Origin of the sequence: Streptomyces sp. B3I8 (genome assembly GCF_030816915.1) — a bacterium.
In the GTDB taxonomy this organism is placed as follows: domain Bacteria; phylum Actinomycetota; class Actinomycetes; order Streptomycetales; family Streptomycetaceae; genus Streptomyces.
In genome coordinates this window covers 6,992,485-7,005,830 of sequence record NZ_JAUSYN010000002.1, presented here as the reverse complement: position 1 = coordinate 7,005,830, position 13,346 = coordinate 6,992,485, and the positions used below count along the sequence as shown (strand labels likewise).

The window sequence follows — 13,346 nt, the reverse complement described above, 5'->3', positions numbered from 1 at the left end:
CCCACCATGCGGCCCGCGGGGCGTTCGTGCGTCCGCTGCTCGTCCATCCCGGTGTCCTCATGCTTTCCGGAACCGGCCGTGGACGCGGGCGGCACCCGGGTGCCACGGCGCGCGACCGAACGCCCCGCGAGTGCGCGCGGCGTTTAGCGACGCGCCGCCGGGGCTACCCCGCCCCCGTTCCCGCCGGAGACCGGCTCCTTCGGAACAGCGCGTCGGAGGGCGTCCATGTCGCAGACTCACCCCCGGCCGGCCACGCCGGTCCAGGCGGACCAGAACCCCCGGATCTCCGTGGGTGAGCGGGTCCGGGACTACCTCACCACCACCGATCACAAGAAGATCGGCAACCTGTACCTGGTCACCTCGTTCTCCTTCTTCCTGGTGGCCGGCCTGATGGCGATGCTGATGCGCGCCGAACTGGCCCGGCCCGGGCTGCAGATCCTGAACGCGCACCAGTACAACCAGCTGTTCACGATCCACGGCACGATCATGATGCTGTTGTTCGCGACGCCCACGTTCGCCGGGCTCGCCAACGCGATCATGCCGCTGCAGATCGGCGCACCCGATGTCGCCTTCCCCCGGCTCAACGCGCTGACGTACTGGCTGTTCCTGTTCGGCGGTCTGACCGTGCTCTCCGGTTTCCTCACCTCGGGGGGTGCTGCGCCCTTCGGCTGGTTCGCCTACGCGCCGCTGAACAGCTCCGTGGAGAGTCCCGGGGCGGGCGGGTCGCTGTGGGCGATGGGCCTCGTGGTGGCGGGCCTGAGCACCACACTCGGCTCGGTGAACTTCATCGCCACCATCATGTGTCTGCGCGCCCCCGGCATGACGATGTTCCGGATGCCGATCTTCACCTGGAACATCCTGTTCACCTCGATCCTGGCGCTGCTGGCCTTCCCGGTGCTCACCGCCGCCCTGCTCGCCCTGGTGGCCGACCGCGAGTTCGGAGCGCACGTCTACGACTCCGCCACCGGAGGCGCCCTGCTGTGGCAGCACCTGTTCTGGTTCTTCGGCCATCCGGAGGTCTACATCGTGGCGCTGCCGTTCTTCGGCGTCGTCACGGAGATCATCCCGGTGTTCAGCCGCAAACCCGTGTTCGGGTACGTCGGCATGGTGGGCGCGACCATCACGATCACCATGCTGTCGGCGGCCGTGTGGGCACACCACATGTTCGCCACCGGCGCGGTGCTGCTGCCGTTCTTCTCGATGATGTCGTTCCTCATCGCCATTCCCACCGGGGTGAAGTTCTTCAACTGGATCGGCACGATGTGGCACGGCAGCCTCTCGTTCGAGACACCGATGCTGTGGGCACTCGGCTTCCTGGTGACCTTTCTGCTGGGCGGGCTCAGCGGCGTCATGGTGGCCTCCCCCGCGCTGGATTTCCATCTGACCGACAGTTACTTCGTCGTGGCCCATCTGCACTACGTACTGTTCGGCACGATCGTGTTCTCGCTCTTCGGCGGGCTGTACTTCTGGTGGCCGAAGCTGACCGGGAAGATGCTCGACGAACGACTGGGGAAGATCCACTTCTGGACGCTGTTCGTCGGCTTCCAGACGACGTTCCTGGTGCAGCACTGGCTCGGCGAGACGGGCATGCCGCGCCGCTACGCCGACTATCTGGCGAGCGACGGCTTCACCGACCTCAACACCATCTCCTCCATCGGCGCGTTCCTGCTGGGCATGTCGACGCTGCCGTTCCTCTACAACGTCTGGAAGACCGCGCAGTACGCGCCCAAGGTGGAGGTCGACGACCCCTGGGGGTACGGGCGTTCAATGGAGTGGGCGACCTCCTGCCCGCCGCCCCGGCACAACTTCGACGCCCTGCCCCGCGTACGGTCCGACTCCCCCGCCTTCGACCTGCACCACCCGGAGTTCAAGCGCCATCTGAACCCGGAGGCGCGCGGGGACTCGCAGTCGACCCCCGACACCTTCGAAGGACGCTGAGCACATGAAGCACGAGAGTTACCTCTTCGCCGGTGTGTCGCTGTTCTTCCTGGTCACCGCGACGGCCTACGGATGGTTCTCCCGGGAGCCGGCCGGGACCGTCGCGCTGCTGGTCTCCTGCCTCATGGCCGCGATCATCGCGTTCTTCTCGATGGTCAACTACCGGCGCAAGGGGCTGCGCCCGGAGGACCGCACGGACGCCGAGATCCGCGAGCGGGTCGGCACGGTCGACTTCTTCCCGCCGCACAGCCCCTATCCGGTCGTCACCGCCCTGGGCGTCACGGTCCTCGCCATCGGGGTCGTCTACGGGGCGTGGCTCGGCCTGATCGGCGTCGGCATCCTCGGCAGCGGCGTGTTCGGGCTCGTGTTCCAGTACGTCGAGCGGCAGGGCGCCTGACCCGTCCTCGGGCGAAGCGCCGAGGAACACCGTACGAACGCGACGCCGTCCCGGAAAGGACGTCTCCATGCAGCGCACCCCGCGTACCCGGACCCCACGCCGCCGCGGTCCGGGCGGGCTCCTGGCCCTGCTGATCGCCGCCGGAGCGGCCCTGACGGGGTGCGCCGACTACCGGCTCGAACCGCCCACCGAGGTGCTGGCACAGGTCGAGTTCCCCTACGACGCGGCCTTCGCCAGGGCGCAGCACGAGGTGCCGGACAGCCGTCCGTTCTCCCTGGGCCTGCGCGGCGCCGACCGGGCGGTGCCCGTCTGGTACGGCAGGGTCGTCACGCCGGACGGGACGGTGCACGAGGTGCGCATGGACGCCGTGCGGGGCCGGGTGCTGGGCGCGTCGGTCCCGGCCGGGCAGAGCGCCTCGGCGAAGTCGCGGGCCGCCGCCCTCACGGCGCACGCGAAGCTGCTGCCGTCGGAGGCGGTGAAGAAGGTCAAGGAGCCGGACTTCGGCAAGGTCACGCAGATCGAGTTGACCGACGGCAGGACCGACGGCACGGGGGATGCGGCGGTGTGGCGGATCACGGTCGCCGCGCTCCGCCGTGACGATCTGCGCACCTACCGGGTGGACGCGGTCACGGGCGAGGTGCTGTCCGGGGACGTGGGCGGCCCCGCCGCGACTCCCACGGTGGCCCCGCCGTCCACCGCGTTGCCCACCCTGCCCACGGCCTCGCCGCCGGCACCGCCGACCGCCCCGCCGCGCACGCCGGCCCCGTACCGTCCCTCGCCCTGACGCGCCGCCGCCGACGGGGGCGGCGGCGAGGCGTCGGCCCGCCCCCTGTGTCGCCTCTGCTCCCAGTCAGCGTGCAATATGGATGAAAAAGGGATAAACAGGGCATAAATCACCTGAACGGGGGCACCCAGGCCTCACAGAGCAAAGACCTCCATTCGGAGAGGAGACGACAGTCATGTCGTATCCGCAGCACTCCAACGGGCCGGGAGCGCGTCCGGGCAGCATGCAGGCGCACCCCGAGATGGGCTCGCACTCGGACATGTCGACGCACCCCGAGATCGCCGAGATGCGCGCACGCCTCGAGCGGACCGGGTCCAGCGGTCGGGCGATCGCCCTCGAGGGGCTGATCCTCATGGCGGGCCTCTACGCGGCCATCTCGCCCTGGGTGATCCACTACTCGTTCACCGCACCCAACCTCCGCACGAACAACGTGATCATCGGGCTGGCTGTCGCCCTGATCGCCCTGTGTCTCACCCTGGCTCCGGAACGCATGCTCCGCATGGCGTGGGTGCTCGCACCGCTCGGCGTCTGGCTGCTGATCTCCCCCTGGGTGGTCACCGCGAATCACACCGCGCGGACCGGCGCCATCTGGAGCAACGTGGTGGCGGGCGCCGTCACGTGTCTGCTGGGATTGGCCGCCATGGGGCTGACGGTCGGCATGAACAAGCGCAAGCGTCAGCCTCGGTAGCCCTTCCACCGCACGCCAATGGCCGGCGTGACCCGCGACACCACGTCCGCCGGTCGCGCCGGCCTCTCGTACGTGGGCATCGGCAGCGCGAGGGACCGCACGCTCCTCCCCGGAGGAACGGCACACCCCTCCCCCGGGAGACCTCCTACTCCTCCCCCGGGGCGCCGCCCGCGACCGGGTCGGCGGTGCGGCCGGAGATCTGCAGGCGTTCCTCGTCCGTGAGGGGTGTCTCGACCCGGTCGCCGTAGTACCAGGCGCTGAGCGTGGCCCGCAGCCGCTGCCGCAGCGGCGCGTCCGGCCCCGGGTGTCGAAGGGGCAGGGGGATCTCCCGTACCAGTAGCCGGTAGCGCTCCTCCGGATCCAGCGGCCGGTGGGTCTCGCTCATCCCCCCGGCCACGTCCTGCTGGATCAGCCCGCTCTCCTTCCCCTCCTCCATAAGCCGCAGTTCATGGCGCTGGAGCGCGAGACAGATCCGCCGGGTGAGCATGAACGCGACGGCCGGGGCGATGAACAGCGACGCCCGGAAGATCCAGGTCAGCAGGTTCACGTCGATCCGGAACTCGGTGGCGATCACGTCGTTGCCGCCCGCCATCAGCAGGACCGCGTACCCGACGACGGCGGCGACACCGAGGCCGGTGCGCACGGGCCGGTCACGCGGGCGGTCGCACAGGTGGTGTTCCACCATGTCCCCGGTCACCCACCGCTCGAAGACCGGATACAGGTACAGCACGAGGAACAGCAGGGCGGGGAACACCACGGCGGGCAGGAACACGTTCCACATGACGGTGTGTCCGGCCACGTTCCACTCGACGCCGGGCATGAGCCGCAGCGCCCCCTCCAGGAACCCCACGTACCAGTCGGGCTGGGCGTCGGTGGACACCTGGTCGGCACGGAAGGGGCCGTACGACCAGATCGGGTTGATCTGCGCGACCGCGCTCATCGCGGCGACCAGCCCGAAGACGATCAGGCTCAGACCGACCGACTTGGCGGTGTAGACGGGGAAGAACGGCAGGCCCACCACATTGCGGTTGGTCCTGCCCCTGCCGGACCACTGGGTGTGCTTGAGATAGATCACCATGATCACGTGCAGCACGATCAGTGCCGCCAGCAGGCCGGGCACGAACAATACGTGCACGATGTAGAGCCGCCGGTCGATCACCTCCCCCGGATACTGGCCGCCCCACAGGAAGAAGGCCAGGTAGGTGCCCACCACCGGGATCGACTGCACGATGGAGTCGGCGGTGCGCAGACCGGTGCCGGAGAGCAGGTCGTCGGGGAGCGAGTAGCCGCAGAATCCCTCCATCAGCGCGAGCAGGAACAGCGTCACGCCGGCGAACCAGTTGGTCTCACGGGGCCTGCGGAAGGCGCCGGTGAAGAAGACCCGCAGCATGTGCACGCCGATGGCGGCGACGAACACGAGCGCGGCCCAGTGGTGCATCTGCCGGATCAGCAGCCCGCCGCGCACGTCGAAGCTGATGTGCAGGGTCGAGTCGTAGGCCCTGGAGACCAGCAGGCCCTGCAACGGACCGTAGGAGCCCCGGTAGGGCACCTCGGCGAGGCTGGGGTCGAAGAAGAGGGTCAGGTAGGAGCCGGTGAGGACCAGCAGGACGAAGCTGTAGAGGGCGATCTCGCCGAGCAGGAAGGACCAGTGGTCGGGGAAGGCCTTGCGCAGCAGTTGTCCGGCCAGCTCGGAGGCGGGAGTACGGCGGTCCACGACCACATAGGTCCGGAAGGCGCCCTGCCGGGCCCTCGCCTCGACTCTCGCCCTCCGTCGCCCGAGCAGCATGCCCGCACCACGCTCCCTCCGCCTCGTCGCCGTCCCTGCCGCGCGCCCGGCCGACCGACCGGTGCGCGGCGGCCCGGGGGTACCCGGGGGCCCCGTTCCTCAATCGCCGGCCGTCGCCGCCGGCCGACGGCCCCCGCCGCCCGCATGGCGGGGGCACGCCGGGGGCACCCGGGCACGTGCCTCATGTCTTCGGAGGGAGTGGCGGTGGGCGGTCACGGAGGGGATCATCGAGGAACTCACGGCGGACCACCGGGAGGTGCAACGGCTGCTGGACCGGGTCCGGTGCGCCCCGCCCGGCGGCGCCGAGCGGAAGACCCTGGTGGAGCGGGCCGCCATCGTCCTCGTACGCCATACCGTGGCGGAGAAGGAGTACCTGTACCCGGCGGTGCGGCGGTACGTGCTGGACGGCGACGGCTGGGCGGACCGTGCGCTGGCCGGGCACCGTGCGCTCGCGGAGATCCTGGCGGACCTCGAGGAACGGGGACCCGGGGACGAGGGGTTCGGGCGGTTGCTGCCGCCGCTGGTCACCGAGGTGACGCGGCATGTGGTGGAGGCGGAGCAGCGGCTGTTCCCGCGGCTGATGGCGGTGTGCCCGGAGGAGGAGTTGCGGCGGTTGGGGGCCCGGGTGCGGGAGGTGGAGCCGAAGGCGCCGACACGGCCGCGGCCGGGGGCTCCGCAGGCGGCCCCGCTGGTGAAGGCGGCGGCGCGGGTGTGGGGGCCGTGGGATCGGTTGCGGGACGTGTGGACGCGCAGGGGCCGGAGGTGACCGGGCCGGACGGGTGAGCCCGCACCGGCGGCCTCGCGCCGGGAGCTCGTTCCGGGATGCCGCATCGGGAGCTCGGGCCGGGAGAGCCCGCACCACGGAAGCTTTTACCGCGGGAGGGATTGTCAACAATTTCGTCAGCGGTTAGGTTGGCGTCCACATCGCCCCACCTCTCCCCTTTCGAGGTAGCTCCCGCATGATCATCGACTGTCACGGTCACTACACCACCGCCCCGCCCGCCCTGGCGGACTGGCGCAGCCGGCAGGTGGCGTCCCTGACCGACCCCGCGGCCCCTCCGCCCGCCCCCGGTGACCTGCGCATCAGCGACGACGAGCTGCGCGAGAGCGTCGAGTCCCACCAGCTCCGCCTGATGGACGAGCGCGGCATCGACCTGACGGTCTTCTCCCCCCGCGCCTCCTTCATGGCGCACCACGTGGGCGACTTCACCACCTCCTCCGCATGGGCCGCGCTCTGCAACGAGCTCGTCCACCGCGTCAGCGCCCTCTACCCCGAGCGGTTCGCCCCCGCCGCGATGCTCCCGCAGTCCCCCGGGGTGGACCCCGCCACCTGCGTCCCGGAGCTGACCCGCTGCGTGGAGGAGTACGGCGCGGTCGCGGTGAACCTCAACCCGGACCCCTCCGGCGGCCACTGGACCGCCCCGCCGCTGACGGACCGCTCGTGGTATCCCGTCTACGAGAAGATGGCCGAGTACGACATCCCGGCGATGATCCATGTGAGTACCAGCGTCAACCCGGCGTTCCACACCACCGGGGCGCACTACCTCAACGCCGACACCACCGCGTTCATGCAGCTCGTGCAGGGTGACCTGTTCAAGGACTTCCCGACCCTGAAACTGGTCATCCCGCACGGCGGCGGAGCCGTCCCCTACCACTGGGGGCGCTTCCGGGGGCTCGCCATGGCGCTGGGCAAGCCGGACCTGGAAGAGCACGTGCTGGACAACGTCTTCTTCGACACGTGCGTCTACCACCAGCCCGGCATCGACCTGCTCCTCGACGTCGTGCCTGCCAAGAACATCCTGTTCGCCTCGGAGATGATCGGCGCCGTCCGTTCCGTCGACCCCCGCACCGGCTTCCCCTTCGACGACACCCGGCGCTACACCGAGGCCGCGAAACTGTCCGCCGAGGACCTCGCGGCCGTGCGGGAGCGCAACGCCCGTACCGTCTACCCCCGCCTCGACGCCCTGCTGCGACGCCAGGGCCGCTAGGGCCCGTCCGGCGGCTCCACCCCGGGCACGCCGTCCGCCGCACCCCGAGCACACACCGTCCGCTCCGCCCCGCACCACCTCCCCGACGGGCCCGCTGCCCCCACCGCTCCCCGCCGAGGACGCTCCCCACTCGGAGATCCCATGAGCACCCTCTCCCCCAAGACCCCCGGCTGGCTCGACTGGTACCGCGCCCCCTCCCGGCCCCGGTTCGCGCTGCCGCCCGGCACGGTCGACACGCACTGCCACGTCTTCGGTCCCCAGGCCGAGTTCCCCTTCGCACCCGAACGGAAGTACACCCCCTGCGACGGCGGCAAGGAGGAGTTGTTCGCCCTCCGCGACCATCTGGGGGTCTCGCGCAACGTGCTGGTGCAGGCCACCTGCCACGGCGCGGACAACTCCGCCATGGTCGACGCCGTACGGGCGGCCGGCGGCCGGGCGCGCGGTGTCGCCACCGTCCGCCCCGGCGTCACCGGCCAGGAGCTGCGCGAGCTGCACGAGGCCGGGGTGCGCGGGGTGCGGTTCAACTTCCTGCGGCGGCTGGTGGACACCTCGCCCAAGGAGGACCTGGCCACGATCGCCAAGAAGGTCGCCCCGCTGGGCTGGCACGTCGTGCTGTACTTCGAGGGCGCCGACCTGCCCGAGCTCGCGGACTTCTTCGGGGCACTGCCCACCCCGCTGGTGATCGACCACCTGGGGCGCCCGGACGTGACCCGGCCGGTGGACGGACCGGAGTTCTCCGCCTTCCTCCGGTTCGTGGCCGGCAACGACGTCTGGGTGAAGGTGACCTGCCCCGAGCGGCTCACCCTCACCGGCCCCGCCGCGCTCGACGGCGAGCGGCACGCCTACACCGATGTGGTGCCCTTCGGCCGCCGCGTGGTCGAGGAGTTCCCGGACCGGGTCCTGTGGGGCACCGACTGGCCGCATCCCAACCTCAGGAGCCACATGCCGGACGACGGGCTCCTCGTCGACCACATCCCCCACGTCGCACCCACCGCCGAGCAGCAGCGCCGGCTCCTGGTGGACAACCCGGCGCGCCTGTACTGGCCCGAAGAGCGCGAGGCACCCGAAGCACCCGAAGCACCCGAAGCACCCGAAGAAGCGGTCTCGTCCACCCCGTGACGAAGCGCCCCGGAACGACCCGGAAAGAGAGCCGCACATGCACCACTCCAACGCGCTGAACCGGCTGGACAGACTGCCGATCTCCCGGTTCCACAAGGCCACCCTGCTGGCCGTCTCCTTCGCGTACTTCTTCGAGTTCGCGGACATCAACACCTTCGCCACCACCGCGCCCAAACTGATCCACCTGTGGGGCATCACGGTGGACCAGATCGCCTATGTGACCTCGCTGTCGTTCGTCGGCATGTTCATCGGCTCGGTCGTCGCCGCGTCACTGGCCGACCGGTGGGGGCGCAAGCGGGTCCTGGTGTGGACGACCGTGTTCTTCGGCCTGTTCTCGTTCGCCTCGGTGTTCTCCTGGGACCTGGTCTCGCTAGGTGTCTTCCGGGTGCTGACCTCGGCGGGCCTGTCCGCGATGACCGTCGTGGCGGTCATCTACGTCAACGAGATGTATCCCGCCAGGGTCCGCGGCAAGTTCCAGGCGTACGCCATCGTCGTCGGCATCTGCGGCACCCCGGCCACCAACCTGATCGCCAGTGCCGTCGTCCCGCTCAGTGACTGGTCGTGGCGGCTGGTGTTCCTGTGGGGCTCGCTCGGCCTGCTGCTGGTGCTGTTCACCCGCCGGCTGAAGGAGTCGCCGCGCTGGCACGAGAGCCGGGGCGAGTACGACAAGGCGGAAACGGTCCTGCGCGAGATCGAGACGCGGGTCTCCGCCGAGCTGGGCCCGCTGCCCGAGCCCGCGGCGCCGGTGAGGGAGACCGCGTCGACGAAGGCGCCGCTCAAGCTGCTGCTGCAGCGCAAGTACCTGATGCCCACACTGCTGCTGACCGTGCTCTGGGTGACCCAGACCATCGGCTTCTTCGGCTATTCGAGCTGGGCGCCGACCCTGCTGGCCAAGGAGGGCTTCAGCGTCCAGAAGTCCGTGTTCTACGTCGCCCTGACCACCGTCGGCGCCCCGCTCGGCTCGTACCTGGCCGCCCTGGTCACCGACCGGTTCGAACGCAAGTGGTGCCTGGTGGGCTTCGGCACGCTGATCGCGGTGTGCGGCCTGCTGTACGGGCTGACGTTCGACCCGGTGCTCATCGTGGTCTTCGGCTTCCTCGTCAACATGTTCGAACGCGGCTACACGGCTCTCGGGTACGCCTACTCCCCCGAACTGTTCGACACCCGCAGCCGCTCGCTGGGCACGGGCGTCTCCTACGGCCTGGGCCGGCTGTCCAACGCGGCGGGCCCGCTGATCGTCGCGGCGCTGTACGACACCAGCGGCTACCGCAGCGTCTTCTTCTTCATCGCCGGCACCTGGCTGGTGGGCGCCCTCGTCCTGGCCGTCTTCGGCCCCCTGACCCGGGGCGGCGCCCGCTCCGCCCCCGGCACGGACCCACAGCCCGGGGACGGCACGGGCGACGCACCCGGCGCGGCCGGCGGGCACCTGTCCCGCCTCACCCGGAAGACCCCGAGTCCGTCCTGACCGCGGTCCGGGAAGTGCCCCGCACCCACGGAGGTCCGTGGGTGCGGGGCACCGGCGCGCCGGGGCGGCCGGGCGGTGTGCGGGTCAGCTCGTCGTCAGGGCCGTGTCGTCGACGACGAAGCTGGTCTGCAGGGAGGAGTCCTCGGCACCGGTGAACTTCAGGGTGACCGTGGAGCCGGCGAAGGAGGACAGGTCGAAGGATTTCTTGCCGTAGCCGGAGGCGGCGTCGAGGTTGGAGTACGTCGCCAGTGTCTTCGACCCGGCGGTGACCGTCAGCTTGTCGTACTGCGCGCTGCCGGTGGTCTCCGCGGTGTCGATGTGCAGGTAGTAGGTGAGGGTGGCCTTGCAGCCGCTCGGGACGGTCACCGACTGGGACAGCGTGTCGGTGTGGGTCGAGCCGTACCCGTCCAGCCATGCCTTGTACGAGCCGCCGTGCGCCGCCTGGTCACTGTCGTTGGTGATGACACCGCTGGACGCGGACCAGGTGGTGTTGCCCGACTCGAAGCCCGCGTTGCCCAGGAGCTGCGCCGGGGTGCAGGTGCCGCCGCCGGTGGGGCTGACCGTCCAGGTGAAGCCGGCGGTGCCGGTGGCACCGGTGGAGTCGGTCACCGTGACGGTCGTGTTCGAGGTGCCGGCCGCGGTCGGCGTACCGGAGATCACGCCGGTGGAGCTGTTGATCGACAGCCCGGCGGGCAGCCCGCTCGCGGCGTACGACAGTGATCCGCTGTTGCTGCTGCTCGCGGAGATGTGCAGGCTGACGGCGGTGCCGACGGTCGAGGACTGGCTGCCCGGGTTGGTGACCGTCACCCCGTTGGCGGGCGGGGTGATGTGGCTGCCGACGTTGATGCCCGCGAAGGCGTTGCCGACCCCGGCGTACTGGGTGGAGTTGGTTCCGTACAGCGCGGCGGCCGCGTTGAGGGCGGCGGTGCGGGCCCCGGCGTAGTTGGTCGAGGACGTCATGTACGTGGTGAGCGCCTTGTACCAGATCTGCAGCGCGGCGGCCCGGCCGATGCCCTGCACGGCGACGCCGTCGGCGGTCGGGCTGTCGTAGGTGACACCGTTGATGGTCTTGGTGCCGCTGCCCTCGGACAACAGGTAGAACATGTGGTTGGCCGGGCCCGAGGAGTAGTGCACGTCGAGGTTGCCCACCCCGGAGTACCAACTGTCCGCGGAGCCGCCGTCCTTGCTCGGCTCGTCCATGTAACGCAGCGGCGACCCGTCGCCGTTGATGTCGATCTCCTCGCCGATGAGGTAGTCGCCCGGGTCGGCGGAGGTGTTGCTGTAGAACTCCACGCCGGTGCCGAAGATGTCGGAGGTCGCCTCGTTCAGCCCGCCCGACTCGCCGCTGTAGTCGAGGCCCGCGGTGTTGGAGGTGACGCCGTGGCTCATCTCGTGACCGGCGACGTCCAGCGCGGTCAGGGCGTGGGTGTTGCCCGAGCCGTCGCCGTAGGTCATGCAGAAGCAGTCGTCGTCCCAGAAGGCGTTGACGTAGCCGCTGCTGTAGTGGACGCGGGAGTAGGCGGCGACGCCGTCGTCGCGGATGCCGCTGCGGCCGAAGGTGTTCTTGTAGAAGTCCCAGGTCTCCTGGGCGCCGTAGGCCGCGTCGGCCCCCGCGGTCTGGGTGTTGGAGCCGGTGCCGTCGCCCCACACGTCGTCGGCGTCGGTCATCAGGGTGCCGGTGCCCGACGTGGCGCGGTTGAGGCTGTACGTCTTGTGACCGCCGCGCGTGGTGTCGTAGAGCTGGTACGTGGAGCCGGACTTGGTGGTGGAGAGCGTCACCGTCCCGCTGTACTGGGTGTTGCCGGTGCCAGTCTCCACGGCCTGGTAGCGGTGGAGTTCCTTGCCGGTGGTGGCGTCCGTGACGACGTGCAGTTTGCTGGGCGTGCCGTCGTCCTGGAGGCCGTCGACCACCGTCTCCCAGGCGAGCTTCGGGCTGCCCTGGCCGGCCCAGATCACCTTGCGGGCGCTGTCGGTGGAGGGCGTGCCGGCGTCCAGCGACCTGGCGGTCCTGAGCGCCTTGACCCCGGCGTCCGACTTGGTGACCGAGGCGGTGGTCGTGGGCACCCTGAGGGTGCGCTTGTTGTTGAAGGTGGTGCTCACCGTGCCCTTCGCCCTGGCGGCGGGCGGGGTGTGCACCACGAGGTCGCCGCCGAGGACGGGCAGGCCCGCGTAGGTGCGCTCGTAACGGGTGTGCACGGTGCCGTCGTTGTCCTTGACGACGTCCTTGACGACCAGTTTCTCCTTGGCGCCGAGGCCGAGGGCGCGCGCGGTCTCGTCGGTCGTCGCCCGTGCGCTCTTCACCAGCGCGGTCCGCTGGGCGGGGCTGATCTCCGCCTGCACGCCGCCGGTGCGCAGAGGGCTGGGGTGGGGAGTGGCCTTGGCGGTCGCCGGGACGGTCTGTATGCCGACGACGAGCAGGGCCGCGGTGGCCACGAGGGCTCCCGCGGCGGCCGGTCTGCGGGGGTTGCGTCTCACGCGCACTCCTCTATCTGCGGCGGCCGCGGTGCGCGGCCGGTGACAGACCGGACAGCCGGGGTGTGCTGTCCGGGTCCAACTGAGCTGTGCGGGACGTGCCGTGCGGAGCGTGCTGGGTCGTACGGTCGTGCCGTGCGCTGCCACGGGCACGCCGCCGGGACGGGCGTGGTCACCCCGCCGGACGGACGTGGCCCCCTGTCCGCCGCGCGTGGCGGTCGGGCCGCCGAGTGGGCGGCGGAGGGCCGGCGCGCGGACGGAACCGGGGCTGTGACCAGCCGAGAATGACACTGTTGACCAGTCCATGCCATCTCCGGGGGCGGCATCGTAGGGTTATCCCTCGGCCGACCCTCGCCCCCCTCGTCGCCCCAGCCGACCCTCACCCCCCTTGCCTCTCTCGCCCCTTCGGCGAGCTCTCACCTCTTCCGACAGGCTCGCGCCTCTCGCCGCCTCGGCCACCCGCGCACGGAGGCACCTCAACGGTCACACCCGGCCGCGCGCGCCCGGCCGCCGTCCCGCCCGCCCGCCCGTTTGACGCTCCGTCACTTCTCCGACGTGAACGGATCGTCCGGGAACAGAGGGGGGACACCCCTGCCGACCCGCCCGCTCTCCAGCCTTTGAATCGTTGCCCAACCTCTTGACCCTGCGCGATCACACGGTTAGCGTCCAGGCACCCCCCTCGATTGAAACGTTTCACCGCTCGCTCTCC

10 protein-coding genes are annotated in these 13,346 nt (G+C 70.5%); 8 read left to right on the top strand and 2 right to left on the bottom strand.

The window, feature by feature from the left end; all coding sequences use genetic code 11:
* Positions 1-225 precede the first annotated feature (225 nt).
* The 4 genes from ctaD to QFZ64_RS32890 all read left to right on the top strand — a co-directional run bounded on the left by ctaD (position 226) and on the right by QFZ64_RS32890 (position 3,807).
* Entirely contained in the window at positions 226-1,938 is a 1,713-nt protein-coding gene (gene ctaD, locus QFZ64_RS32905) for a cytochrome c oxidase subunit I (RefSeq protein WP_307071121.1), read from the top strand.
* A 4-nt stretch (positions 1,939-1,942) separates the two neighbouring features.
* Entirely contained in the window at positions 1,943-2,335 is a 393-nt protein-coding gene (locus QFZ64_RS32900) for a cytochrome c oxidase subunit 4 (protein WP_307071120.1), read from the top strand.
* Between the two features lie 67 nt (positions 2,336-2,402).
* Positions 2,403-3,119: a PepSY domain-containing protein gene (locus QFZ64_RS32895; protein WP_307071119.1), complete on the top strand. Its 717-nt coding sequence runs from the start codon at positions 2,403-2,405 to the stop codon at positions 3,117-3,119.
* A 241-nt stretch (positions 3,120-3,360) separates the two neighbouring features.
* On the top strand, positions 3,361-3,807 hold the full coding sequence (locus QFZ64_RS32890) for an SPW repeat protein (protein ID WP_307071952.1): 447 nt from the start codon (positions 3,361-3,363) through the stop codon (positions 3,805-3,807).
* A 145-nt stretch (positions 3,808-3,952) separates the two neighbouring features.
* Here QFZ64_RS32890 and QFZ64_RS32885 read toward each other — a convergent pair whose 3' ends face one another.
* Positions 3,953-5,593, bottom strand: a complete 1,641-nt coding sequence (locus tag QFZ64_RS32885) for a ubiquinol-cytochrome c reductase cytochrome b subunit (RefSeq protein ID WP_307071118.1) — start codon at positions 5,591-5,593, stop codon at positions 3,953-3,955.
* Between the two features lie 223 nt (positions 5,594-5,816).
* Here QFZ64_RS32885 and QFZ64_RS32880 point away from each other — a divergent pair, with 223 nt between their 5' ends.
* From QFZ64_RS32880 to QFZ64_RS32865, 4 genes are all read left to right on the top strand, one after another.
* Positions 5,817-6,359, top strand: coding sequence for a hemerythrin domain-containing protein (locus QFZ64_RS32880; protein ID WP_307071951.1), 543 nt, complete (start codon positions 5,817-5,819; stop codon positions 6,357-6,359).
* 193 nt (positions 6,360-6,552) lie between these two features.
* On the top strand, positions 6,553-7,581 hold the full coding sequence (locus QFZ64_RS32875; RefSeq protein ID WP_307071117.1) for an amidohydrolase family protein: 1,029 nt from the start codon (positions 6,553-6,555) through the stop codon (positions 7,579-7,581).
* A gap of 141 nt (positions 7,582-7,722) precedes the next feature.
* Positions 7,723-8,700, top strand: a complete 978-nt coding sequence (locus QFZ64_RS32870; RefSeq protein ID WP_307071116.1) for an amidohydrolase family protein — start codon at positions 7,723-7,725, stop codon at positions 8,698-8,700.
* 37 nt (positions 8,701-8,737) lie between these two features.
* Positions 8,738-10,165, top strand: a complete 1,428-nt coding sequence (locus QFZ64_RS32865) for an MFS transporter (protein WP_307071115.1) — start codon at positions 8,738-8,740, stop codon at positions 10,163-10,165.
* A gap of 84 nt (positions 10,166-10,249) precedes the next feature.
* Here the strand turns inward: QFZ64_RS32865 and QFZ64_RS32860 are convergent, their stop codons facing one another.
* Positions 10,250-12,640, bottom strand: coding sequence for a M4 family metallopeptidase (locus QFZ64_RS32860; RefSeq protein WP_307071114.1), 2,391 nt, complete (start codon positions 12,638-12,640; stop codon positions 10,250-10,252).
* Between the last annotated feature and the right edge of the window lie 706 nt (positions 12,641-13,346).